General features: G+C 27.7%; 26 protein-coding genes. 7 read left to right on the forward strand and 19 right to left on the reverse strand.

What is annotated here, in order from left to right; all coding sequences use genetic code 11:
* The first annotated feature begins 122 nt into the window (after positions 1 to 122).
* Positions 123 to 1,034, forward strand: a complete 912-nt coding sequence (gene rlmF / locus MKD41_RS11740; RefSeq protein ID WP_240242480.1) for a 23S rRNA (adenine(1618)-N(6))-methyltransferase RlmF — start codon at positions 123 to 125, stop codon at positions 1,032 to 1,034.
* Positions 1,035 to 1,200: 166 nt separating this feature from the next.
* Here rlmF and MKD41_RS11745 read toward each other — a convergent pair whose 3' ends face one another.
* A complete protein-coding gene (locus MKD41_RS11745; RefSeq protein ID WP_240242481.1) occupies positions 1,201 to 2,064 on the reverse strand; it encodes an alpha/beta hydrolase in 864 nt (287 codons plus the stop codon).
* Positions 2,065 to 2,381: 317 nt separating this feature from the next.
* Here MKD41_RS11745 and MKD41_RS11750 point away from each other — a divergent pair, with 317 nt between their 5' ends.
* A complete protein-coding gene (locus MKD41_RS11750) occupies positions 2,382 to 2,855 on the forward strand; it encodes an OsmC family protein (RefSeq protein WP_240242482.1) in 474 nt (157 codons plus the stop codon).
* Between the two features lie 106 nt (positions 2,856 to 2,961).
* Here MKD41_RS11750 and MKD41_RS11755 read toward each other — a convergent pair whose 3' ends face one another.
* The 4 genes from MKD41_RS11755 to MKD41_RS11770 form a co-directional block, all read right to left on the reverse strand.
* A complete protein-coding gene (locus MKD41_RS11755; RefSeq protein WP_240242483.1) occupies positions 2,962 to 4,200 on the reverse strand; it encodes a DEAD/DEAH box helicase in 1,239 nt (412 codons plus the stop codon).
* Positions 4,201 to 4,394: 194 nt separating this feature from the next.
* On the reverse strand, positions 4,395 to 6,590 hold the full coding sequence (locus MKD41_RS11760; protein WP_240242484.1) for a B12-binding domain-containing radical SAM protein: 2,196 nt from the start codon (positions 6,588 to 6,590) through the stop codon (positions 4,395 to 4,397).
* A 30-nt stretch (positions 6,591 to 6,620) separates the two neighbouring features.
* Complete coding sequence (locus MKD41_RS11765; RefSeq protein WP_240242485.1) at positions 6,621 to 6,854, reverse strand: VF530 family DNA-binding protein; 234 nt, start codon at positions 6,852 to 6,854, stop codon at positions 6,621 to 6,623.
* Between the two features lie 2 nt (positions 6,855 to 6,856).
* On the reverse strand, positions 6,857 to 7,378 hold the full coding sequence (locus tag MKD41_RS11770) for a TlpA family protein disulfide reductase (RefSeq protein WP_240242486.1): 522 nt from the start codon (positions 7,376 to 7,378) through the stop codon (positions 6,857 to 6,859).
* A gap of 126 nt (positions 7,379 to 7,504) precedes the next feature.
* On the opposite strand from MKD41_RS11770, the gene MKD41_RS11775 reads away from it, so the two are divergent.
* Positions 7,505 to 8,068: a 5-formyltetrahydrofolate cyclo-ligase gene (locus MKD41_RS11775; RefSeq protein WP_240242487.1), complete on the forward strand. Its 564-nt coding sequence runs from the start codon at positions 7,505 to 7,507 to the stop codon at positions 8,066 to 8,068.
* Position 8,069: 1 nt separating this feature from the next.
* Here the strand turns inward: MKD41_RS11775 and MKD41_RS11780 are convergent, their stop codons facing one another.
* From MKD41_RS11780 to MKD41_RS11825, 10 genes are all read right to left on the reverse strand, one after another.
* Positions 8,070 to 8,585, reverse strand: a complete 516-nt coding sequence (locus tag MKD41_RS11780) for a GNAT family N-acetyltransferase (RefSeq protein WP_240242488.1) — start codon at positions 8,583 to 8,585, stop codon at positions 8,070 to 8,072.
* Positions 8,586 to 8,708: 123 nt separating this feature from the next.
* Positions 8,709 to 9,218: an OmpH family outer membrane protein gene (locus tag MKD41_RS11785; RefSeq protein WP_240242489.1), complete on the reverse strand. Its 510-nt coding sequence runs from the start codon at positions 9,216 to 9,218 to the stop codon at positions 8,709 to 8,711.
* Between the two features lie 240 nt (positions 9,219 to 9,458).
* Positions 9,459 to 10,319 carry a class I SAM-dependent methyltransferase gene (locus tag MKD41_RS11790; protein WP_240242490.1) on the reverse strand — a complete coding sequence of 287 codons (861 nt, stop codon included), beginning with the start codon at positions 10,317 to 10,319 and terminating at the stop codon, positions 9,459 to 9,461.
* 528 nt (positions 10,320 to 10,847) lie between these two features.
* The gene (gene mnmG, locus MKD41_RS11795) at positions 10,848 to 12,719 is read right to left on the reverse strand and encodes a tRNA uridine-5-carboxymethylaminomethyl(34) synthesis enzyme MnmG (RefSeq protein WP_240245034.1); all 1,872 of its coding nucleotides are present in this window, start codon (positions 12,717 to 12,719) and stop codon (positions 10,848 to 10,850) included.
* A gap of 34 nt (positions 12,720 to 12,753) precedes the next feature.
* Complete coding sequence (gene ybeY, locus MKD41_RS11800) at positions 12,754 to 13,167, reverse strand: rRNA maturation RNase YbeY (protein ID WP_240242491.1); 414 nt, start codon at positions 13,165 to 13,167, stop codon at positions 12,754 to 12,756.
* Positions 13,154 to 16,507 (reverse strand): DUF4175 family protein, encoded by a 3,354-nt coding sequence (locus MKD41_RS11805; protein WP_240242492.1) that lies wholly within the window; start codon positions 16,505 to 16,507, stop codon positions 13,154 to 13,156. The genes ybeY and MKD41_RS11805 overlap by 14 nt, the downstream gene beginning before the upstream one ends.
* A gap of 125 nt (positions 16,508 to 16,632) precedes the next feature.
* Positions 16,633 to 17,277, reverse strand: coding sequence for a response regulator transcription factor (locus MKD41_RS11810; protein WP_240242493.1), 645 nt, complete (start codon positions 17,275 to 17,277; stop codon positions 16,633 to 16,635).
* A 7-nt stretch (positions 17,278 to 17,284) separates the two neighbouring features.
* A complete protein-coding gene (locus MKD41_RS11815) occupies positions 17,285 to 18,061 on the reverse strand; it encodes a sensor histidine kinase (RefSeq protein WP_240242494.1) in 777 nt (258 codons plus the stop codon).
* Positions 18,062 to 18,064: 3 nt separating this feature from the next.
* The gene (locus MKD41_RS11820; RefSeq protein ID WP_240242495.1) at positions 18,065 to 18,706 is read right to left on the reverse strand and encodes a hypothetical protein; all 642 of its coding nucleotides are present in this window, start codon (positions 18,704 to 18,706) and stop codon (positions 18,065 to 18,067) included.
* Complete coding sequence (locus MKD41_RS11825) at positions 18,707 to 19,114, reverse strand: hypothetical protein (RefSeq protein ID WP_240242496.1); 408 nt, start codon at positions 19,112 to 19,114, stop codon at positions 18,707 to 18,709. It abuts the gene before it with no gap.
* 465 nt (positions 19,115 to 19,579) lie between these two features.
* Here MKD41_RS11825 and gltX point away from each other — a divergent pair, with 465 nt between their 5' ends.
* The gene (gene gltX / locus MKD41_RS11830) at positions 19,580 to 21,109 is read left to right on the forward strand and encodes a glutamate--tRNA ligase (RefSeq protein ID WP_240242497.1); all 1,530 of its coding nucleotides are present in this window, start codon (positions 19,580 to 19,582) and stop codon (positions 21,107 to 21,109) included.
* 150 nt (positions 21,110 to 21,259) lie between these two features.
* Here the strand turns inward: gltX and MKD41_RS11835 are convergent, their stop codons facing one another.
* A complete protein-coding gene (locus MKD41_RS11835; protein ID WP_240242498.1) occupies positions 21,260 to 21,805 on the reverse strand; it encodes an acyl-CoA thioesterase in 546 nt (181 codons plus the stop codon).
* A gap of 144 nt (positions 21,806 to 21,949) precedes the next feature.
* On the opposite strand from MKD41_RS11835, the gene MKD41_RS11840 reads away from it, so the two are divergent.
* Positions 21,950 to 23,164 carry a multidrug effflux MFS transporter gene (locus MKD41_RS11840; protein WP_240242499.1) on the forward strand — a complete coding sequence of 405 codons (1,215 nt, stop codon included), beginning with the start codon at positions 21,950 to 21,952 and terminating at the stop codon, positions 23,162 to 23,164.
* A 5-nt stretch (positions 23,165 to 23,169) separates the two neighbouring features.
* Here the strand turns inward: MKD41_RS11840 and MKD41_RS11845 are convergent, their stop codons facing one another.
* Complete coding sequence (locus MKD41_RS11845; protein WP_240242500.1) at positions 23,170 to 23,517, reverse strand: 6-phosphogluconate dehydrogenase; 348 nt, start codon at positions 23,515 to 23,517, stop codon at positions 23,170 to 23,172.
* 187 nt (positions 23,518 to 23,704) lie between these two features.
* Between MKD41_RS11845 and MKD41_RS11850 the strand changes: the two genes are divergently transcribed.
* The gene (locus MKD41_RS11850) at positions 23,705 to 24,628 is read left to right on the forward strand and encodes an SPFH domain-containing protein (protein ID WP_240242501.1); all 924 of its coding nucleotides are present in this window, start codon (positions 23,705 to 23,707) and stop codon (positions 24,626 to 24,628) included.
* On the forward strand, positions 24,628 to 24,945 hold the full coding sequence (locus MKD41_RS11855) for a heavy metal-binding domain-containing protein (RefSeq protein ID WP_240242502.1): 318 nt from the start codon (positions 24,628 to 24,630) through the stop codon (positions 24,943 to 24,945). Before MKD41_RS11850 ends, MKD41_RS11855 begins: the two co-directional genes overlap by 1 nt.
* 83 nt (positions 24,946 to 25,028) lie before the next feature.
* On the opposite strand, the gene tatA is transcribed toward MKD41_RS11855, so the two are convergent.
* Both tatA and MKD41_RS11865 read right to left on the reverse strand, forming a co-directional pair.
* Positions 25,029 to 25,226, reverse strand: a complete 198-nt coding sequence (tatA, locus tag MKD41_RS11860) for a twin-arginine translocase TatA/TatE family subunit (RefSeq protein ID WP_305852413.1) — start codon at positions 25,224 to 25,226, stop codon at positions 25,029 to 25,031.
* Positions 25,227 to 25,289: 63 nt separating this feature from the next.
* Positions 25,290 to 25,964, reverse strand: coding sequence for a head GIN domain-containing protein (locus tag MKD41_RS11865; RefSeq protein ID WP_240242503.1), 675 nt, complete (start codon positions 25,962 to 25,964; stop codon positions 25,290 to 25,292).
* Between the last annotated feature and the right edge of the window lie 6 nt (positions 25,965 to 25,970).

The raw sequence follows: 25,970 nt of genomic DNA on the forward strand, positions 1-25,970 counted from the left end.
TAATAGTGTTTTGTGAGTACAAATGTATAAAAAATAATTTACAAAACGAACGTTCATTCATTTTGTAAATATAAAATTATGTTAAAACTTAAAATGACTACTTTTGTAGCCTAATTTAGAATATGAAACCAACTAAAAAAAATAGCGGAAAATTACACGTAAATAACAAACACAAAGAAGGTTATAACTTTAAAGATTTATGTGAAGTTTATCCAGACTTAAAACCGTTTGTATTTATAAACGAATACGGAACAGAAACATTAGATTTTTCGAATCCAAAAGCTGTAAAAGCAATAAATACCGCGTTATTATTTAAATATTATAATATTACTTTTTGGGATTTTCCAGACGATAATTTATGTCCGCCAATTCCTGGACGTGTAGATTATATTCATTATTTAGCAGACTTGTTAGAAGCTTCAAAAATTTGTAAAGATGCTAGTATTATTGATGTTGGTGTTGGCGCAAATTGCATTTACCCACTTTTAGGAAATTCGGTTTATGGTTGGAATTTCTTAGGAACAGATATCGATAAAAAATCTATAGATAGAGCTGAAAAAATTATCAAAAAGAATAAACTTTCTAATGCTATAAAGTTGGTTCAACAAAAAGATGCCTCTCAAATATTTAAAGGTATTTTAAATGAAAATGCTAAATTTTCGGCCACTATTTGCAATCCTCCTTTTTACAAATCGCAAGAAGATGCAATGCAAGCTAATGCAAGAAAATTAGAAGGTTTAGGAAAACAATCTGACGAAGCCAGAAATTTTAGTGGAAAACAACAAGAATTATGGTATAAAGGTGGTGAAAAAGCATTTTTACACACCTTTTTGTATGAAAGTTCTATGTTTAAAACTCAGTGTTTTTGGTACACTACATTGGTTTCTAAAAAAGAAAATGCTGAAAGTATGCTACCTTCATTAAAAAAATTAGGCGCAACCGAAATTAAAACAATTCCAATGCATCAAGGTAATAAAGTAACACGTATTGTTTCTTGGACTTTTCTTACAAAAGAAGAACAGCTTAATTGGTAATTTATTTACTAAGTTAGCGCTCGTTTGCAACGAGTGCATATACTTAATTTCATTCGTAAAAACTAGCTAATTTTAAACGTTGAGATTCTGAAATAAATTCAGAATGACGAATTTCTACATTTTTAAACACCCTTTTGGTTGAATCTATTAAACAAATCAACAAAAGTTAATTTTGATGAAAAGCATCTGAAACAAATTTTAAAACTTCAGGTAATGATGCTCTCCAGTAAGTCCAAGAGTGTCTACCATCTCTAACTCTATATTCGTGCGGAACATTTTTTTTACGCATTGCAATATGCACTAAACTATTTCCTTCATATAAAAAATCATCGTCACCACAATCTATAAACCAACGGACAGATTTTAATTGTTCGAGTGATAAATTATTAATTAAAGAAACTGCATTATGCGCTTCTAGATAGGCTTGTATTTTATCTTCATTTGTAATTTTATTTCCTAAACGACCTTGCCAATCTTTATATTCTTTAACTGTACGTGGACCAATAAAAGCGCTTAGCGGACACGCCGAAGAAAACAAATCTGGACGGTGTAATGCATATATAAAAGAGCCTCCACCTCCCATAGATAAACCAGCAATAGCTCTAAAACGTTTGGTACTTTTAATTCTGTACATTTTTTCTACAGTAGGCATTAATTCTTCAAAAAAGAAGTCTTCATAATTCCAATCTCCATCAATAGTATTAAAATAACCAATTTTCTCGGTATTTGCATCGGGCATAATTATAATCATAGGAGTTGCTGAACCATCTTTAATTGCTGCATCTGTTATACGAAGTACTTCTCCAAATTGAATCCAACCAGTTTGGTCATCTCCTAAACCGTGTAACAAGTATAAAACAGGATAACTTCTTTTAGAAGTTTCATAATCTGGTGGTAAATAAACTGCAAATTTTCGTTCACTTTTTAAAATGGAACTCTTAATTGATAGGTTGTCGAAAACCTTACCCGTTTGTGCAAAACTTGTTATTATAAAACAAAAACTTAAAATTAGTGTAACTATATTTTTCATTGATTTCTACTATTTTGTGTTGTGATATTCACATTTTATAAAAATGAACTTTAAATTATAAAATTAATGATTTCTTTTCTTATAAAAGAAAAAAAACAATTTTTAAAAAATTAATTTAAACAAAGCTATTAACTAAAATTATGCATTAAAAATCAACTAAAATACATGCATAATAAAGTCATTTTAAAATAGCTTTTAAATGTAATATTACATTGTTAAGTATGGAGTACTTCACTTACTAAATTGAATTAGAGTTTTTACTTATACTTAACTTTATAGTAGATAAAAATCAGATTAAATTTAAATTGGAATCTACTATGGAAGATTTAAAATTTAGAGTTGTTGCTCAAAGTGAAAACCCAACAAAAACTGTTGTAAAAGCTAGAGGTTTTGAAATTGTAATTGATGAACCTGAAAGTCTTGGCGGTACAAATGATGGTGCAAATCCTGTTGAATTTATACTTGCTGCACTTTGCGGATGTATAAATGTTATGGGACATGTAATTGCAAAGGAAATGGATTTTGAATTACGTGGTTTAAAAATTAAAATGTGTGGTAATTTAAATCCACAACGCTTGTTTGGTGCTTCTTTTGAAGACCGTTCAGGTTATAAAAGAATTGATGTTTCTTTAGAGCCAGATTGCGATGTTTCTATAGAAGTATTAGAAGAATGGATTGCTAAAATTGAAGATAGATGTCCTGTTTCTGACAATCTAACCAATAAAACGCCTGTTAACCTTTTACTAAAAGGCAAGTTTCATTCTCTTGAAAGTACAAGTCAGTTTACATAATGACTGATTTTGTTTGTTTGTTTTAAATCGCTGTTACAAGTAAAATTGAAGCTTTTTGAGTTTATAGTTATAATATTTTTCAACTTCTAACTTGTAATGGCGATTATTAATACCATCGTTTTTTATTCTTTTTTGAAGCAGCAGATTTTCTTCTTGATTTGTATTTACTTTTTCCAGGTGTTCTGTGTATTTCTCGCTTTGCCTTAGGGTCTAACACATAAGGATGCTCATCCATTACAGGTATTGCAGTATTAATTAGTTGTTGAATATCTTTTATGTATGTTTTCTCATCTGCAGAACAAAACGAATACGCTTCTCCTGTATTTCCGGCTCTACCCGTTCTACCAATTCTATGCACATAGGTTTCAGAAACATTTGGAATGTCAAAATTAATAACAGCATCTAAATTATCAATATCAATTCCACGTGCAGCAACATCTGTTGCAATTAAAATATTTATAGCACCTTCTTTAAAATTATTTAAGGCTTTTTCTCTATCATTTTGAGTTTTGTCTCCGTGAATACTATCTACTTTATAACCATTTCCTTTTAGCATTTTTTCAAGTTTAGCAATACCCATTTTGGTACGTCTAAAAATTAAAATATTACCTTTAATATTATTTCTTAATAAATATAAACACAACTCCATTTTATATTGTTTATGCACATAAAATAACAACTGATTTACACTTTTTGCGGCAGAGGAAGTTGGTGTTACATCTACAGTTTCAGGCTCTTTTAAAATAGTATTTGCCAACTGTACAACTTTTGCTGGCATTGTAGCCGAAAACAATAATATTTGCTTTTCAGCAGGACATAAACGCTCTATTTTACGAACATCGTCTATAAAACCCATATCTAACATTAAATCTGCTTCATCTAACACTAAGGTTTCAATAAAATCTAAATTTAAACAATCTTGTTTGTGTAAATCTAACAATCTACCTGGCGTAGCAACCAAAATATCTATTCCTTTTTTAAGTACATCTTTTTGTGGTTCTATAGATGTTCCACCGTAAACAACCGTGGTTCTTAAATTGGTAAATTTACTGTATATTTTAAAGTTTTCTTCAATTTGAATTGCCAACTCTCTGGTTGGACTAATAACCAAGGCTTTTACTTTTTTTCCTTTTTTACCAGCATCTTGCTTATCAAAAAGCAATTGTAAAATTGGTAAGGCAAAAGCAGCTGTTTTACCTGTTCCAGTTTGTGCCGATGCAATTACATCTTTTTTAGCTAAAACCAACGGAATGGTTTGTGCTTGTATTGGTGTTGCAGATGTATAATTTTTTGCTTCTATGGCTTTTAAAATAGGTTTATTTAGCTTTAAGTCTTTAAATTGCATACGTATTGTTTAAAACAAGATTTCTGCAAAGATACAGTAAATTAAGTGAGTTCTTTTTAATTTATTGAAGAGTTGAATTACAATGTTGTACTGGTAAGTGCTCATTTATAACAAGTGCTTATAAATATTTAAAAACAATTTTTTGATTGCACTCTTTACAAACGAGCGCTAGCGACTAATTGTGAATATTAAAACTACAAAACCAACAAACCATAATTTCTTAGATTTTTTATAGGTTTAGAATACCAAAACAATTCAAAATCATTAAAAGAGCTTTCAAAATCTCGCTTTATTTGTGCAAATGTTTTTGAAGTTCCTTGGCTAACAACAATTTGTTCTAATAGATCTAATAACCATTCTCCTTTATCTTTTTCTAATGAAGTTTCAAAAAGTTCATTTTTAGTATGAAATGCTAATTGAATAAACTCACGTGTTTTTCCTCTTTTGGTTTTTGAAGTATAAGAAACTAGCGGGTTCCCTCCTATCCAAACAATTTTAGCAGAAGATTTTGTGGTTAAACTTTCTTCAGAAACTAAACAATCTTCAATAAAATAAGGATTAATGGTTGTTTGTGGAATTTTAAAATCGAACCATTCTTGTAAATCAACATCAAAACCAATTCCGTGCATAAAATTAAAAATTGATTTTTTTAATCCATAACTAAATTTTGAATGATTTATTCCAGTTTTATCCTTAAAATCAACATCGTTATTCGCAAATGTAATTTCTTTATAATTTGGAATAACACCATAATCATCTGGATTTAAACCAATTGGACTGTGTGCTGTTAACGAAAATTGATGCCAAAAACCAGAGTTAATAATACCTAAGGCAAATAACTGACGCACCATTTCTAAACTATCAACAGTTTCTTGTACCGTTTGCGTTGGAAAACCATACATTAAATATGCGTGTACCAAAATATCAGATTCCGTAAAATTAAGGTTTACCTGCGCTACTTGTTCAATAGTTACACCTTTATCTATTAATTTTAATAAACGCTCTGAGGCGACTTCTAATCCGCCAGAAACGGCAATTAAACCCGATGCTTTTAAAAGAATACATAAATCTTTGGTAAAACTTTTTTCAAATCTAATATTTGCCCACCAAGTAACCGTTAAATCTCGTTTTAAAATTTCTAAAGCTAACGCCCGCATTAAAGCCGGTGGCGCAGCTTCATCAACAAAATGAAATCCGCGTTCTCCAGTGGTTTCAATAATTGTTTCCATCCTGTCTACCAACAGTTTAGCTGCAATAGGTTCGTAAATTTTTATATAATCTAAAGAAATATCGCAAAAAGTACATTTTCCCCAATAACAACCGTGCGCCATTGTTAATTTATTCCAACGGCCATCGCTCCACAAACTGTGCATTGGATTTGCAATTTCAATTACAGAAAGGTAGGTATCTAATAGTAAATCGGTATAATCTGGAGTTCCTAATTCGCTTTGTTTATAATCGTTTTTAGTTGATGAATTGTTATAAACTACTTTATTATTTTCTTTTAAAAATGTTCTTTTAAAGTTGTCATTTTCTTTGGAAGGATTTTTAACATAATTCCATACTATTTCAACAGGTAATTCACCATCATCTAAAGTAATAAAATCTAAAAATTCGAAAACACGCACATCTGAAAGACTACGCAATTCGGTATTTGGAAATCCACCACCCATTGAAATTTTAATTTCTGGATATTTATTTTTAATAAATTGCGCACAACGAAATCCACTATATAAATTCCCTGGAAAAGGCACAGAAATACACACTAATTTTGGCTGAATTAATTGTAATTTTTCATCTAAAATTTCCAATGTAATTACATCTATATGCGTTGGATTATTTTGAAGATTATTATATAACTCATCAAAACTATTGGCGCTTTGCCCTAAACGTTCTGCATAGCGGCTAAATCCAAAATTTTCATCTACACATTCTTTAATAAAATCGGAAATATCTTCTAAATAAAGTGTTGCTAAATGCTTTGCTTTATCTTGAATTCCCATAGAACCAAATGCCCACTCTAAATCGTCTAATTGATCAAATCTTGAAGCCTTTGGAAGATAAGAAGTAGTACAAATTTGTCGTGCCAAGGTTTCATTTTTTCCTTGAAGAAAAGAAATAACAGGATTAATAGTTGAAAGATAACTATTTTTTAACGCATAAATACGCTGCGAATTTTGTGATGTAATTGCATTATTTTCTAAGGCAACTTCGAACAAATTCTCTAAACTTTTTTTTGAAAACAGTGCTGTAATTACTTCAATACCTAAATCCATTTGAAATGAACTTATTTGCTTGGTATTTAAAAAACCTTTTAAATAAACTGTTGCCGGATAAGGTGTGTTTAATTGTGTAAAAGGAGGCGTAATAAGCAGTATATCTTTAGCCATTTTAAAGTTTATTTGGTTAAAAAACGCTTTTTATTGAATAGTTTTTAAGTATAATTTTTCTACTTTCTCTCTTGCCCAAGGTGTTTTTCGTAAAAATTTTAAACTAGATTTTATGGTAGGATTACTTCTAAAACAGTTAATTTTTATAAGCAAACCTAATTCTTCCCAACCATATTCTGAAACTAAATATTGTAAAATTTCAGCCAATTTTACACCGTGTAATGGATTGTTAGGTTGTGCTGCATCACTAATTTTATTTTTCATAATTAGCCTTTTTTTAATTCGTTTGCAATTACTTCTACCATAGTATTAAATTCTCTTTCTTCATACAAACGAGAAAGAAAAATTATTTTTCCATTTTTATCTAGCACAATATTTCTGGTTACACCTGCATTTGGTAGTGTAAAACTTTCAAACATAGCACCGTCTGCATCAATAGTAAAAGGATAGGTTACTTGCATTTGAGCAATAAATCGTTTTACTTTTTTTAGATCTTCTTTAAGGTCAACTCCTATTAAAATAAAGTCATCATTTTTAAATTTTTGCCAAACTTTTTTTTCTAAATGTGGCATTTCTTTTCTGCAAACAGAACACCAAGATGCAGTAAATTGTAATACAACAACTTTTCCTTTTAAACTTTGGTTTGTATATTTTGTACCGTCTAATAACGTAAAGTCTAACTTTGGAGCTTGTTCTCCAACTTTTACTTTGTAACCTCTTGTGGAATCTTCTTGTGCAAAGTTTACTTGAAATACTAAAAATAAAGCTATAAATAATAGGTTTTTCATTGAATAAAATTAATTTTTTGTAAATATACTTCAATAATAGTAAACCTAATAGGTTTTAAAAACCAGTTAGGTTTTTAAATTTTAATGAATATATTTATTCTAATTAATGATTTAAACTAATATTTAATGTCAATTGTAGCTAAAAAAAAGGTTTTGCGAAAAGAAATGCTATTAAAACGTGCAAAAATATCAAAACTAGCAAAGAAAAATTACGATGCTTGGATTTGTGGTTCCATGTGGAACATTATTAAAAAATACAATTTTAAAACGGTACATTGTTATTTACCAATGGGAACAGAAATTAACATTAATCAACTGATTGATAAAATGTTACAAGAAAATATTACAGTTGTAACTCCCAAAACATTACCAAATAGAAAATTAGAAAATTTGATTTTAAATTCTTTAAACGAATTAGAAAAAGGAGTGTTTGGAACCAGTTATCCAGCAAATTCAATTGAATTTTTAGGTACATATGACTTGATTATTGTACCTGGCTTATCTTTTAATACAAAAAATTATAGATTAGGTTATGGTGGTGGTTATTACGATAACTTTATGGCACAACATCCAACTTCAAAGAAAATTGGAATTTGCTACCCCTTTCAATTGATAGATGAAATTCCTGTAGAAGTGCACGATTTACAATTAGATGATGTACTGGTAGATAATACTTTTTTAGGCTTATAATTTAAAATGCAACATACATAATGTGATTAGGATTAGAATGCGTTTTAGAAATTTGAAAATCGTATTTGCCTACAATTTTAAATCCAGCTTTTTGGTAAAAATTTATAGCCCTTTTATTCTCTACCCATACAGCTAGCCACATTCCTTTTTGTTTATGTTTTTTTGAGATTTCTAAATTAAATTGGAATAATTTTAATCCTAATTTTTGTCCATAAAACTCTTTTAAAAGATAAAAACGATCTAATTTACTTACATTTTTAGCTTCTATATTTGTATTTGAACAATTTAATTCAAGATTAGTAAATCCGGCAAGTTTATTATTGTAATAAATTAAATGGTAATTGTTTTTACTGTTTTCTAATTGCTTTACCAATGCCTCTTTTGTATATTTTTCAGATACAAAAGCGTTAATATCTGCTTTAGAAGCACTTATACCGTGCGACTCACAAAACGTTTTTTTACCAATCTCGGCTATTAATTTGGCATCTTTAACGTTGGCTTTAATTATTTTTATCATTTGTTAAAATTAACCTGTTAATTAAAATAACTTAGAGTTAAAAAAGAAAAGCCATAATTCTATCTAAATATAGAATTATGACTTTTTAAATTATATAAAATTTTGAATATCAGATATTTAATATTATTCTTTAGAAAAATCTTCGTTAAGCATTTCTAAAATAGCATTTGTTACATCTAAATTATCATCTCCATACATTACAGTTCCATTTCCAGAAGTACCTAGTACTAAATTTAAACCATTTGCTTTTGAATATACTGCCACAAAACTATCTACTTTTTTTGTAATAGCTTCACTTAAAAGTTGATTTTCTTGTTGTAAAGCTTGACTAGCTTGTTGTTGTCTTCCTTGTAAAATTTGTTGCTCTTGTTGTAATTGTTGTTCTGTTTGAGCTCTTTTAGTAGCAGACATTTTTTGAGCATTTTGATAATACTCTTGCACTTTTTCTTGAAAAGGAGCAGAAATACTATCCAATTCTTTTGACATTGCCTCTTGTTTTTCTTTTAAAGTTTCTTCTAAGGCTTTTGTTCCTTCATAATCTTTCATTAAATCTTCAACATTAATGTAAGCAATTTTTGTTTGGTTACAAGATGCAAATACAATTACAAAAGCAACTAATAGTAATTTTTTCATGTTTTAAAATTTTGTTTTTAGAATTCCTTATTGTTTAAAATTCTTGCGAATATATAAACAAAATAAATAGTTTATATTATAATTTTAAATTATTAGAATAATTTATAATAAAAATAAACACTATAATAAAACCTTATTAAAAATGACTTCATTAGCTTAAATAAGCGCTAATTTTAAAAAAAATTAAACCAAGTAGTCGTTTTTAAAATAAAAAGAGCTTAAATACGCTTAAAATGGATTTTAACTGTTTTTTATGACATAAATTAGCGAAGAATGCTCTTTTGAAGTGCTTGCTTTTAAATTTGATTTAAAACCAATGTAAAACGCTTTTATAAAATTAGATTTTGAAGTTTTATACTTTTCGCTCAGTAGTGAAACATAAAACGAATCAAATTTCATTGGAAGAATTTTAACAACATTCATTTTTTGTTTTGAAAAAAGTTGTTGAATTGCAGTTTTTGAAAAATGCCACAAATGACGCGGTACATCAAAAGCAGCCCAATATTGTTTATAATACAACGCATCAAAACTTTTAAAATTAGGAACTGCTACAACCAAAACACCATTAGGTTTTAATAAACTTTTTAATTTTAAAATATATGTTTCTAAATTCGGTACATGTTCTAACACGTGCCAAAGGGTTATAACATCAAACTTTTCTGAAGTTAATTGTTCAATATCAGAAAAAATTGTTGAAGTACTTTGTTTATTTAATTTTGATTCTGCTAAATCTCTTGCATTTTTATTTGGCTCTACTCCTACTACATTCCATCCATTATTTTTACAAGTAACTAAAAAATCACCTGTACCACATCCAATATCTAATAAATTTTGTTCAGAAGTTTTAAAAGAATTGATCAATTTCAACTTCGTGTTTAAAGCATATTTTTTTACAATTTGATATACTTTATCAAGGAAAGATTTTTTAGCATCTGTATGCGAAATATAATCTGAACTTTGATAATACAAATCTAACTCTTCAACTTTTGGTTGCGGATACGTTTCTAACATATCTAATTTAGCATTGTATATTAAATCAAATTTTTTATTTGAAACAGTATAATCTATACAACTTAAATATGGCTTTTTATTTGAATTCATTTAAACAATAATTAAAAAACAATTTAAAAAATAATTAATTTATAACTTTTAGACGTTTATGTTACTTCGTTCAAAATAAAACTTGGTAACAAATTTTAGCATTTCACATTAGAGAACGAAAACATTTAGTACTAATTTACACTTTTACAAAAAACAAAAATTAGATTTAAAACAGCTAAAAATTATAATTAACACAAAAAATATTAATAAAAATTAATCGGATTATAACTTATAAATAGCTTCATTTTATATTTTACACATTAAAATTAAATAGTTCAATTAACCGTTTTACATTCTAAAACAACTTAACATTTCCTAAAAAAACATTTTAATTTAATATGCTTTACATTCAAACACCAACTACAAATTATTAAAACAACCTTCTTTTTTATTCAAAAACCCACTAAAATTACTCTTAGATTTGGCAATAAAAAATCGTTAAAAAGAACAATTAATATTAAAATATTCCAGCTTTTACACTTTTAGAACTTATAAAAAATAAATACGTTCCACGTGGAACGTATAAAATTACCTTCCCATATAAACTAATAAAACAGAAATATCACTAGGTGAAACTCCACTTATTCTACTTGCTTGAGATATAGTAATCGGTTTAATTTTAGTTAACTTTTGACGGGCTTCAATAGATAAAGATTTTACTTTAGAATAATCGAAATTTGAAGGAATAACAACATTCTCTAACCTATTTAATTTATCAGCCTGATTCTTTTCTTTCTCTATATAACCAGCATATTTTACATGAACTTCAGTCTGTTCTATTATCTCATTATCTATATTATTCTCAGAAATAAAAGTAGCTACATCTGGTATTTTTTGAATATCCTGAAAGTCTAATTGAGGGCGTGCAGCAATTTTAAACATCTTCATAGATTGTGAAATTGGAGCAGTTTTATTAGCTTCTAAAATAGGATTTATAACATCAGGTTTAATACTTGTTTCAATTAAAAACTTAACAAACAAATCTGTTTTATGTTGCTTCTCTTTAACTCTTTTCATACGCGCTTCAGAAGCTAAACCTAATTCAAAAGCCAAAGGTGTTAAACGTAAATCAGCATTATCTTGTCTTAACAAAGTTCTATATTCAGCTCTAGAAGTAAACATTCTATAAGGCTCTTCTGTACCTTTGGTAATTAAATCATCAATTAAAACTCCAATATATGCTTCATTTCTCTTTAAAATAAATGGCGCTCTATCTTGAACATTTAAAGCAGCATTTACACCAGCCATCAATCCTTGCGCTGCAGCTTCTTCATAACCTGTAGTACCATTAATTTGACCAGCAAAATATAAGTTCTTAATCAACTTGGTTTCTAAAGTATGTTTTAATTGAGTAGGTTGAAAAAAATCATACTCTATAGCATATCCATATCTAAAGAATTTTACATTTTCGAAACCAGCAACTTTACGCAAAGCTTTATCTTGAACATCTTCAGGTAAAGAAGTTGAAAAACCATTTACATAAACTTCTACAGTATTCCAACCTTCAGGCTCAACAAAAATTTGATGACGCTCTTTAGTAGCAAAACGATCTATTTTATCTTCTATAGAAGGACAATATCTCGGACCAATACTTTTAATTCTACCATTAAACATTGGAGAACGATCGAATCCTGTTCTTAGCAAATCATGCACTTCTAAAGAAGTATAACTCATATAACAAGATCGCTGTTTTTCTAAAGGTTTTGTAATTGGTAAATACGAGAATTTTTCTGGGTTATCGTCACCTGGCTGCTCAATCATTTTAGAATAATCTAAAGACCTTCCATCTACTCTTGGAGGAGTTCCAGTTTTCATTCTTCCAGCCTCAAAACCTACTTTAACTAAATCTTCTGTTATACCAACCGAAGCACTTTCGCCAGCTCTACCTCCACCAAAAGTTTTATCACCAATATGAATTAAACCATTTAAAAAAGTACCCGCAGTTATAATTACAGTTTTTGATTTTATTTCAACACCTAATGAAGTTTTTACACCAATAATTTTATCACCATCAAATAACAAACCTTTTACCATATCCTGGAAAAAATCTAACTTTTCAGTTTGTTCTAACATATTTCTCCAAGTTTCAGCAAAACGCATTCTATCACTTTGTGCTCTTGGACTCCACATAGCAGGACCTTTTGATTTATTCAACATTTTAAATTGAATAGCAGTTTTATCTGTAACAATTGCACTATACCCTCCCAAAGCATCAATCTCTCTAACAATTTGTCCTTTTGCAATTCCACCCATAGCAGGATTACAGCTCATTTGCGCAATGTTTTGCAAACTCATTGTAATAAGCAATGTTTGTGCCCCCATGTTTGCGGCCGCAGCTGCAGCTTCACCACCGGCATGTCCTCCCCCAACAACTATAACATCATACTCTGTATTAAACATAAATTTTATATTGTGTTCCACGTGGAACGTTATTTTAAGATTGTAATTTACTTAAACACTTATCTTCTTCACTGCGCATTTGCAAACTAGCGGCTTCAGTTTTGTCTTTAAAGCCTAAATAATGTAAAATACCGTGAATTATAACTCTATTAAGTTCATTTTCAAATGATTGATCTAAATTTACAGCATTATCTTGCACTCTTTCAACCGAAATAAAAATATCACCACTAATTAATTTACCTAAAGTGTAATCGAAACTAATAATATCGGTTAAAGTATCATGATCTAAAAATTCAACATTTAATTTATGAAGATATTCATCGTCACAAAAAATATAATTTAGTTCACCTTCTGTAAAACCGTAACTTTTAATACAAGCTGAAATCCAATTTTGAATTTTAGTTTCATCTTCTAATTTAAAATTTGTTTCGTAATTAAATTGAATCATTTTTTTGAAGTGTTTTAAAATACTCTTGTACTTTAATTTTATAAATTTTGCGCAAAGGTAATGATTGTCTATTTAATATTTCGTTATAATTAAAATACTGATTTTGTAATTTTAATTTATCAATATTTCTTTTTTGAAAGGATTGCAAATTAGTTTCAGATTTACGTTGTTCATCTTCACCTTGCTCCTTCCTAGCCGTCTCTAATTTTAATAATTGATGCGTAAGATTTTTCATTTTTTCTAGAACAGAGTTAGTAAAACCTTTTTCTAAAAGTTCTTGTTCTAGAACTTCCATTTCTTTAACAACAGCATCAGAACCTTGTCCAGGTTTTTCACCTTCAGAACCCATCATTTCTTTAAGCATCTCTTTTAATTTTGCCTGCTCTTTATAAATTTCATAAAGTTCTTCATTCATTTGCTCACTATTTCCATCCTCATTATTTCCTTCACCTTCTCCATTTTTTTTATTACCGTCTTCTCCTTCATTTTTATCTCCAGGCTTATCCCCTTTTTTCATTCCTTCTTCTAATTTTTCAGAAAGTTCACCTTGTTTTTTTATAATGTCTGGCAAACTGAATCCTTGAGAACTACCTTTTCCTTTGCCCATACTTGCAGAAGCATTCATTAAATTTTCTAATAAATCGCTTAATTTATTAGCTAGATTATTAACAGAAGTTATGGTGAATTGTTGGTTAGAAATTCCTTCTCTAAATCTATTATCAGAAAAATTTACAAGTGATTGATCAATATTATACTGTGCATCACTAACATCTTTTTGTATATCTGCACCCATTTTAACCATACGCAAAGAAAGCATATAAATACTATCATCAATATGGTCAAAATATTCTTTTAATACATATTGTTCTTTTAGGTTATTTGCATAAGTAGGATGACTTGCATCTGTATTATAAAATTCAGAAAGTAAATCTTCTTGCTGAAATGAAAACTCAATTAAATTCTCAACTATTTTTCGTAAATCTTCTATATTCTCGTCAATGGATTCTCCTTCCATAGCTTCCATAGATTGTTCCATAGATTTACTTAACTGCTTCATTTTTTTAGCAGCTGATTTCTGACTTTTCTTAGCTTTAGATTTTGAATTTAGGGATTCTGAATTTTCTTCAGAATTTTCTTCTTCTTTTAATTCATCAAAAGCCTGTTGTAATTTATTATTAATATCTTCCAAAATATCTGGATCATTTGGAAGTTTCATAGGTCTTTTTAAATTTTGATTTTCTTTATGTAGTAGATCAATATCTTTTTTTACTTGAGTAAATTCTTTATTAATTTCTTCCTGTTTTTCAGAAGTATTTTCTTCGTAGTTTTTTTTAGAAAGCTCCTCTTCTTTATCAGCTAAATTTTGCAATTTTTCAGAAATCTGATTTGCTTTTTGTTCAACATAAAAACGTTTTGTTAATTCTAAAATACGTTCTAAACTTTGTTGGTTTTGTTTATTCTTTTTTGCAATTTCTTCTAATTTATCAACTAGATCTTCTTTTTCAATTTTTTTAGATAATTCTTCAAGTTGTTTTAATATATCTTTTTGTTCAGCTAACTTTTTAGTTTCTTCTATACGTTTTTTTAATTCTTCTTTCTTTTCACTTAAAGAAGGTTCAGCTGGTTGTTCGTTTAAATTTTGTTCTAATTGCTCAGTTTGTTCTTTAAACATTTCTTGATATTGAGCTTGACGTTTAATAAATTGTTCTAATTTTTTAGAATCGTTCCAATTAATATCAGCTTTCTTTTTTAAATCGTCTTTAAACTTATCTACTTCAGAATTTGATTCTTTAGATTTTTCAATAGTTTTAGAAATTTTATTTAAATTATCTGCTTGTTCTTTTAACAAAACATCTTTTAATTCTTCATCAGTTTTATTATAAAAAGTAAAAGTTCTACTCTTTGTTTTTTTGCTTCCGTTAATTTTATCGTTGTCAAAAACTTCAAAATAAAGTTCATAATTTAAACCTTGATCAATAGAAATTCCATCTGGAAAAACATAATAGAAATCAGAAAAAGATGATTTTGAAATCTTAATTTGATGAGTTTTAAGGCTCTCTGGATTGTTTTTATCATAATATACTAACTGAAGTTTGTTAACAGCGTAATCATCGCTTATTTGCCCTATAAATTGAACTGGTCCTCTACTAATTGAATCTATATCAGACTTTACTATAATTTTTGGAAATTCATCAGAAATTACATCTATTTCAAAATTTAAAGATTCATGATTTTTTAATTGAGTGTTTGAAGTGGTAATCTTATAATTTGTAGTAGTTGTTAATTTTTTTGAAAAACTAAAAAGGTCTTTAGAAATTTGTTTAAAGTTGTTAATTGAATTTTTATCAAAAATAAATGAAACAGTATCTGTTTGATGCGTTTCTACCTGCCAAGAAACTTTAGTTCCCTGTGGAACAATGGCATTTCCGGTATTTTCAACTATTTCTTTACTTTTACCAGTATAACTTGGAAAATCTAATACCATTTTTAAATTGGTAATTACTGGTGTAGCTTTTAAACTAAGGGCATATTCTTTAGAAACAACATTTGCAGCTTCAATATAAAAATTAATGGGTTCTTTTACACTTGTGAAATTGTATTGAAATTTACCAAGTCCAATAGATTCTAAAAAATAATTTTGATTGTAAAAATGGATGCTAGCATTTTCTGGAATGGTATTTCCAACAACTTCTATCTGTAAATTAAAATCTGATCCTTCAATAACATTTAAAGAAGAATTTAAAATTTTAAATTGAAAAGGTGATGGTGGCTGATAGGCAGTTTTATAGTGTACAACGCGTGTAAAACTATTGTTAAAAATAGAGCTATTTCCAGTAAAATAAACCAAGAACCAAATTACAATAGGCAATAAAGCATATTTAATGTATTTTTTATTTTCTGAGAAATTAACAGCCTTATTAAAAGGAACAAGTTTAAACTCGCTAGATTTTTGTTGAATACTAGCTTCAATCAAGTCTGAATGGTATTGAATTTCTTTTAACTGCAACATATTCAGTAACTTATCTTTAATTTCTGGAAAATGTTTACCTATTATTTCTGAAGCTTCTTTAGTTGAAATCCCTTTTTTTATTCCGTAGATTTTAAAAATTGGAATTGCAATATAATTAAAAATTAAGGCGAGTTCAACTATAACAAATACCCAAAATAAAAGTGTTCTAAACGTTGGTTTTAGCCATAAAAAATGCTCAATAATTAAAGTGAAAATAAAATACAATAATCCTAAAGAAAAAAACAGTAAAATTCCTTTAATTAGTTCGTTTGTATAATACTTTTTTATAAACTGTTGAAGTTTTTGTACTATGTAATTATAATTGCTCAATTCTTTGGTTATAAACTATTAAAACGGCTAAAAATAACGAAAATTACCTTAAAACAACAGTAGCAAATAAAGTTTATGATTTTTTAAACATTAGAAAAAAATAAAAAATGAGGTAAAAAAACAAATTATAAAATTACAATCTTTTCTTTTATAGCGTAAATTACAAGTCCGATACGTGACTTAACTTCTAGTTTTTCGAACAAAGCTTCTCTGTAATTTTCAACAGTTTTTGGACTTAAACACATAGCTTCAGCAATTTGTTTGTATGTTTTTTCTGAGACCGTTAATTTTAAAAATTCTAATTCGCGTTCTTTTAAAGTAATGTTCTTAGGTTTTTCGGGTTTTTGTATTGAATTAAGTAAAGTATTTGTAATACTGTCTGTATAATAATAGCCGTTTAAATGAACTTCGTTAAGAGCATGTTGTAAAATATCTGGATGAATATCTTTTAATAAATATCCTTTAGCTCCGGCACGAAGCATTGTTAAAATAGTAGATTCATCACATTCCATAGATAGAGCCAAAACTTTAATTTCAGGTTTATTATCTTTTAGCCAACTGGTAGCTTCTATACCATTCATAATTGGCATTTGAATATCCATTAAAATAATTTCTGGTAATGTGTTTTCTGAAGAAATAAATTCTATAAGTTCTTTACCATTTTTTAAAACTGCTAGTACATTAAATTCCTTAAAATTAGAAACTAATCCGTTTAGCGCTTTTCCAAAAAGTAAATGATCATCTACTATAATTATGTTAATCGGTTTCATTGAGGGTTTATTTAGGGCAACTAATATATAATTTTGTTCCTATATTTTCTGTAGAAGTTAAATCTATTTTTGCTCCTATCAGTTTTCCACGACTTCTAATGTTTAATAAACCAATGCCGTGTTGTTTAGAAGAATCGTTAATATTAAAGCCAATTCCATTATCTTCTGCGGTGATTTCAAGGTTATTTTTATTAAAATTCAAATGTATGGTTAATTTATGGGCTTTGGCATATTTTAGAGTATTGTTACAAAATTCTTGTAGAATTCTAAATAAAATTATTTCTTTTTCATTACTTAAATTATATAAATTTCCAGTAACATTTAATGAAGCATCTATAACTTTTAAACGATTAAAACGTTCCATTTCTAATTCTAAAGAATCAATTAAACCTTTGTTTTTTATTGTTTCAGGATTTAAAGATTTAGCCAAACCACGTAATTCTTCTAAACTTTTACTTACAATAGTTCCTGTTTCATAAACTTGCTGTTTTTCGGCTTCTGGTAAAGTCATTTGAACAATATTTAACTGCATTTTTGCAACAGAAAGCAATTGTCCAATATTATCATGTATTTCCCAACTAATATTTTTTAAAGCTTGTTCTTGAATTTCTAATTTAGATTTATTAATCTCTTCTTGAAAACGTTTTTGTGTTTCGCGTTGTTCAATTAAAAGAGCTGTTTTTTTTTGTTGAAAAAAAGAAAAGAAAAGCACCAAAGCAACTACTAAAACCAAAATAACAATTGTTACTACAAAAACTAATATTTGAATTTCAGTTTGATCCATAATTTATTTATTATACACTTTTTCACTTAAAATAAAACCAATAACAAAACAACCCACCATTAGTAAATTTAAAAATAGTGCAACTATATTATAAATACCACCAAAAGAAATAAACTCTGCAATAATATATACTGGTATAAAACCAATATTAAATAGTAAAACACCTAAACTAATCCAAAAAAACATTGATTTTTTTATACTTAAAATTTCATCACTTTGTAATAATCCAGAAAAATAAATTAATACAGCAATTACAATTAAAATACTACCAATAACGATATTTAGATATAAAAATTTGTTTATAAAATCGTAATAAAAGGCAATTACAATAATGGTAAATAAGGCATAACTACCTATAATAAATTTTATTAAATTCTTTTTAAATCTATTTTTTAATAGATGTAAAAAAAAGAATAAATAGAAAAAATGATTGATTAAATTCCAGGTATTAAACAAAGGAAATGTATTAATTTTAAGCATTACTCCAAAAATAAATCCGGAAATTTCTGTTAGTAATGAATATGCATTAAAAGCTAAAAATAGTTTTAAATATAAACTATTTTTAATTTTAGAATAGTTTATAAAACCTGTAATAAGAACTATTGAATATAATATTGGGTATATTAAAAAAAGATATTTAAACATTTATTGAGGATATTCATTTGAAGGTGGATTTCCTAAAGTTCCATTATTTAAAGCATCTATATTTGTAATATCTGAACCTCCTTCATCAAAATCTGCATCATCATTTTTAGATTGGGTAGGTACAATAAAAACAGTAGATAAATTCTTTTGTTTAGATTTATTTTGAGCATTAGAATAGCTTCCAAAATAAACTCTTAAACCATTTACATTCTTATTTTTACTTTCTACATAGTTAATATAATTTTTAATTTCTTCAATAGAAAACCAGGTAGATAAAGCATCTTTCTCAGTTGGATTATTATCTAATTTTTGAACTATTTTATTTAATTCACCTGAACGTGTTTTAATAAATTGTTGGTTTAACTCTTTTGCTTGCTTTGGTGAAATAAGTCCTTTTGGTAAATCCATATCCATACTTTTTTTAATGAAGTGCTAAAGTTAACTAATTTATTCAATAAAAAAGGGGAAAAATCTCCATTTAAAAAAGGGGTATTTCACCCTTTAAATTAACTACTATTAATACTAAATTTATAGTGTTATAGTTTACCGATATGTTTTATAAAAAAAAGCTTTCTGAAAAATATATAAAGTACACAATTTTCATTGGTATTTTAATTTTAAACTTTATTCTATTAAGTAAAGTAACTACAAATACTAAAAACGAATATGTTTTTGAAAAACATATTAGAAAATAGATTAATAAAAAATAGTTATTAATCCCCACATTAAAACATTCTTTGATTAATTCAAAGGGTTTCTAAAATCATTTATTGGGCTGATTTTAAAGGTTGCTTTTATAGCAGCCTTTTTTTTGCAATATAAATGCTTGAATTTATATCTATAAATTATCTTTGCACTTTAAAACTAAAAAAAATGAACAACGTTAGAGTACGATTTGCACCTAGTCCAACTGGACCACTACATATTGGTGGAGTTAGAACAGCCCTTTTTAATTATTTATTTGCTAAAAAACACAACGGAACTTTTATTTTACGTATTGAAGATACTGATCAAACACGTTATGTTGCTAACGCAGAACAATATATTATTGATGCATTGAATTGGTTGCATATCCCTTATGAAGAAGGACCAGATAAAAACGAAAAATTTGGACCTTATCGTCAATCTGAACGTAAAGAAATTTATAAAAAATATGCTTTAGAATTAATAGCAAAAGGAAAAGCTTATTATTGTTTTGATACTGCAGAAGAATTAGACGTTTGTAGAAAAGATCACGAAGGAAAAGGAAAAACTTTTATATACAACCACCACAATAGAGCAAAACTAACAAACTCTATTTCACTTACTGAAGATGAAGTGAACCAACGAATTGCAAATGGAGAAAAATATGTAATCCGTTTTAAAATGTACGATCCAAAAAGTGAAGGTGAACAAACTACAATAGCAACTACAGATATAGTTCGCGGTGAAGTATCATTTAAAAAAGAAATTTTAGATGATAAAATTTTATTTAAAAGCGATGGAATGCCAACCTATCATTTAGCAAATATTGTTGATGATCATTTAATGGAAATAAGTCATGTAATTCGTGGTGAAGAATGGTTACCTTCCCTCCCACTACATATTGCGTTGTATGAAGCTTTTGATTGGAAAACTCCAGAATTTGCACATTTACCATTAATTTTAAAACCTGTAGGAAAAGGAAAATTAAGCAAACGTGATGGCGATAAATTAGGATTTCCAGTGTTTCCTTTAGCCTATAAAAATAATGAAACTGGAGATGTTTCACGTGGATATAAAGAAGATGGCTATTTTTCTGAAACCGTTATTAACTTTTTAGCTTTATTAGGTTGGAATCCAGGTACAGAACAAGAATTATTTAGTTTAGAAACATTAGAAAAAACATTTGATTTAAGTCGCGTAAATAAATCTGGAGCACGTTTTGATCCAGATAAAACTAAGTGGTTTAATCAACAATATATGCACATAAAATCCGATGAGGAATTAGCTGAATTATTTACACCAATCTTAACTGAAAAAGGTATTTCTAAAAAAACTGATTTTATTGTAAAAGTAGTTTCTTTAATAAAAGAAAGAGCAACATTTATTGCTGATTTTTGGGAATTAAGTAATTTCTTTTTTGAAGATCCTAAAGAATATGATGGAAAAGCTTCAAGAAAAAATTGGAAAGAAGGTACTTCAGAATTAATGCAAGAACTAATTACTATATTAACTTCAATTGAAGATTTTAATTCTAAAAATATTGAAACCATTGTTAAAGAATGGATTACTAGTAAAGAAATTGGTTTTGGAAAAATAATGCAACCGTTTAGACTTAGTTTAGTTGGTGCAATGAAAGGTCCTCACCTATTTGATATTGCTGAAATGATTGGAAAAGAAGCAACAATTAATAGAATTAAAAAAGCTATTGATACATTATAAGTTATTGATAAAAAAAGGAGACTGCCTAAAAAATTAAATTTTCTTCAACCTGAATTTATTTACTCATCTATTTCACATTTTATAATATGGAATTCGTGAGTAAACAAGTTCAGAATGACGGGTTCCTAGACTTTTTAGACAGTCTCTTTTTTACAATTCTATTTTAACATTATACCCCTCTAAGGCATCTTTATATTTTTCTGGTTCAAAACTTTCTGCACTAAATTCAATTTTACGTTCGTGCCTCATTTTAATATGTTTTATAGATCGTAAAAATCTACGCATATCTGTTTCACTAGAAATAATTAAACCTGGAACCTGTACTCCTTTACCTGTTTCATCTTTAGCAACCATAGAAAAATAAGATGAATTACAATGTTTAATTTTACCATTTGTAATGTTTTGAGATTCAACTCTAATACCAACAACCATAGAAGATCTACCAACAAAATTAACTTGTGCATGCAATGTTAATAAGTCTCCTACTTCTACAGGATTTAAAAAATCTACCCTATTAACTGAGGCAGTTACACAATATTGACCCGAAAATTTAGAAGCTGAAGCGAATGCTGCTTTATCCATTAAAGATAAAATAAATCCTCCATGAATTTTTCCACTAAAATTTGAATATGAAGGCAACATTAATTCTGTTAATATAATTTCTGACTCTTTTGGACTTTTATAAATTTTTTCCATTCACGTTTATTTTTTATCAAAGTTACAAATCTATATCAAATAATAGCATTATTTATGTATAAGCAAGTAATTGCTATTTAACTTTATTTTATGACTAAAAAATAAAACTAAAATCATAAACTGTAGTAATTTCGCAGATTATATATGACAATAAAACAGAAATATACACTACTTTTTATACTTGGTGCTTTATCTGCAATAGGTCCGTTTAGTATAGATATGTATTTACCTGCTTTTCCTAGTATTGCAGAAGATTTACATACAGATATTTCAAACGTTTCTTTATCCATTACAAGTTATTTTATTGGTATTAGCATTGGTCAATTAATTTATGGACCTATATCAGATAAATATGGAAGAAAAAAACCTTTATTAATTGGTTTAACACTATTTTGTGTTACTGCTTTGGCCTGTGTGTTTTCACCAGGTATTAATTGGTTAATTGGCATGCGTTTTTTATTGGCTTTGGGTGGTTGTGCAGGATTAGTAACAAGTAAAGCTGTTGTACGAGATGCTTTTCCTATAAATGAAACGGCTAAAATTTTTTCAATTTTAATGTTAATTTCAGGTGTTGCTCCTATAATTGCGCCAACTATTGGAGGGTGGTTATTAACAGTATTTAATTGGAAATCTATATTTTATTTTCTAAGTTTTTTTAGTTCTATATTAATTCTTGCTGTACATTTCTATTTACCAGAAGGTAATTCAACAAATAAAGAACGCTCACTAAAACCAAAAAATGTTTATAAAGATTATAAAACCGTTTTTAGCAATCCTATTTTTTTATATTATACCCTGGCTAGCAGTATAGCAATGGCAGGTATGTTTGCATATATTAGCGGATCTGCCTTTGTTTTTATAAACCATTTTGGTATTTCAGAATCTAATTTTGGATTAATATTTGGCTTAAATGCCTGTGGTTTTATATTTGGTAGCCAGGTAAACAGACTCTTATTAAAAAAATATTCATCGCAAAAAGTAATTACATTTTCAGCAGCAACATTAGTTAGTTTATCGCTTTTAATTCTATTATTATTTACACTAAACTCTATTACAAGTACTATTCTAATAGCTTTTATTTTTACATTTTTATTTTCACTTGGATTGTTAATTCCAAATGCTACAGCTTTAGCTTTAGCACCTTTTTCAACTAATGCTGGAAGTGCATCTGCATTAATTGGATTTATGCAAATGTTTTTTGGAGCATCACTTTCTGCAATGGTTAGTTTATTACATAACGAAACTATTTTTCCATTAGTTTTTGGTATGTTTTTATGTGGAATTACTACGTTTGGAATTATTATGATACTAAATACAAAAATTAAAAAAAATAGATTTTACAAAAAATGTATTTCTTAAAAAAACTAATCTGTTTGCTTAACATCGGTTATAAAATATTTTGAATCACCTAACCAAGGAAATGTTCCAAAACGTTCTTTGTAAGTTAATTTTATATCTTTCCCTTGTAAATCTTGTAATTTTTGGATCACTTCTTTTTCATTATCTTCAACTGAAAAATGAAAGGTTTGTGCTTCAGAAACACCTTGACTTATTTCACCTTCCCAAGTTTTAAAAAGCAAGCCTTTATGTGTAAATTTTACCAACTCCCCTGCTCTATAACCTTCACTATAAGTAACATAATAAATTGATAAAACATATAAAGTAATTCCTAAAACTATAATTCCTAATATACTAAATAGTAGCTTTTTCATATAAATATATTTGATGTTAAATATAGTAATTCAAATAAAATAGAACGCTTAAAAATACATTCTTTTTTAGTAAGCCTTTTTTTTAATGTAACATTTTAATATTTGTTACTACTTATTAGTAAAGATAGTTTTGATTTAGAAATTGAAACGTTGTATCTTTAAAATATTAATTTTTAATTTTTTAGAAATGGTTGGAACATATATTATTATTTTTATTCTTGTTGTTATAATTGTAACAGGATTATTTACCGTTAAACAACAAACAAATGCTGTAATAGAACGCTTTGGAAAATTTCAAAGTATTAGAGGTGCAGGTTTACAACTTAAAATACCAATTATAGATAAAATTGCAGGACGTGTAAGTTTACGTGTACAACAATTAGATGTAATTGTTGAAACAAAAACAAAAGATGATGTATTTGTACACCTAAAAATATCTGTTCAGTTTTTAATACAAAAAGGCCATGTTTATGATGCTTTTTACAAACTTCAAAACCCACATGAACAAATAACAGCCTTTATTTTCGACGTTGTAAGAGCAGAAGTTCCAAAAATGATATTAGATGATGTATTTGAAAAGAAAGAAGAAATTGCACTTGCAATTAAGCGTGATTTAAAAGAAGCAATGCTAGAATATGGTTACGATATAATTAAAGCCTTAGTTACAGATATTGATCCAGATGAAAAGGTTAAAATAGCTATGAACCGTATTAATGCAGCTGATAGAGAAAAAATTGCTGCACAACACGAAGGTGATGCTCAACGTATTTTAATTGTGGAACGTGCAAAAGCCGAAGCTGAAAGTAAACGATTACAAGGAAAAGGTATTGCAGATCAACGTAGAGAAATTGCTCGTGGTTTAGAAGAAAGTGTTGATGTTTTAAACAGAGCCGGTATTAACAGTCAAGAAGCATCTGCATTAATTGTAATTACACAACATTATGATACTTTACAAAGTATTGGTTCAGATACTAAATCTAATTTAATTTTATTACCAAATAACCCAAATGCCGCAAGTTCTATGCTTAACGATATGGTTACTAGTTTAGTTGCAGCAAATAAAGTTCAAGAATCTTCTAAAGAAGGTGAAACTAAAAAAACTAAAAAATAATGATTTTAACAACAACAAATACTATTGAAAAACAACCTGTTAAAGCATATTTAGGTATTGTATCTGGTGAAACCATTATAGGTGCAAATATTTTTAAAGATTTTTTTGCCGGTATTAGAGATATAGTTGGTGGTAGATCTGGTTCTTATGAAAAAGTGCTAAGAAAAGCCAAAGAAACCGCTTTAAAAGAAATGGAAGAAGAAGCTTCTAAATTAGGTGCAACAGCTGTAATTGGTATTGATTTAGATTACGAAACTGTTGGTAAAAATGGAGGAATGTTAATGGTAACAGCTTCTGGTACAGCTGTAAAAATTTAAAATAAATTAAAAATAACACGTTTTTAAAACAAAAAAACCTGTACAAATTGTACAGGTTTTTTTAATATTTATAAGTAATTTAATTACTTTTTATCATCAACTTTTTTAGTTTCTTCCTTATCATCTTCTTGAGTAGCTTTTTTAAATTCTTTAATTCCGCCACCTAGACCTTTCATTAATTCTGGAATTTTCTTACCTCCAAATAATAATAAAACTAAAACAACAATTACTGCAACTTGCCAAGGTCCAACCATTCCTAAAAGTATATAAAGTGAATTCATATTATTTAATTTTGAGTTACAAATATAGTAATAAAATCAAAACTTAACTTATTAAGTCTAAATTTAGTTTTTATCTTTAATTACGCCACCAATAACTTTTTTAGTTTTTAATACTTCGGGTGTTCCAATATAATAGATATTACCTCCAAAACGAACTTTAGCATCTAAAATTTCACTTGCATTTACTTCAGCAGTTGCACCAGAAGCTGAAACAACTATGGTTTGTTTGCTTTGTAAATTATAAGCTTCATAAATTCCTCCTGTTGTAGCTTCAACATTTTGATTGTCAGCAGTTCCTGTTAATTCAATAATACCTCCAGTAACTGATTTTACAGTTAAATGTTTGGTATCTACATCTAAATAAATTTTTGCTCCTTCTTGAACTTTTACTTCTAAATGTTGTTGATCTATAGTTTCATCAGAAATAATAGTTCCTCCTTCATTTGCATCTAAAACCTCAATATCTTTGGTATAATACAGTACAATTTTTACATCTTCGGCAGTAAAACTATCTGGAAAATGCAAACGAATTTTAAGTACACCATCTGAATTTTTTATAGAAACATCTTTAGATTGTGAACCAGAAATTTCAACTTTTGAAGTAGTTCCTTTTTGTAATTCAACAGTTAAACCATTGTATACTTTTAAAGTATTAAACTCTCCTAATTTAGTAATAATTTTTTCTTGTGAAAAAGTAATTGTACTTATAAACACAAGTAATAATGTTAATTTTTTCATGATATT

Origin of the sequence: Lutibacter sp. A64 (assembly GCF_022429565.1) — a bacterium.
Lineage (GTDB): Bacteria > Bacteroidota > Bacteroidia > Flavobacteriales > Flavobacteriaceae > Lutibacter.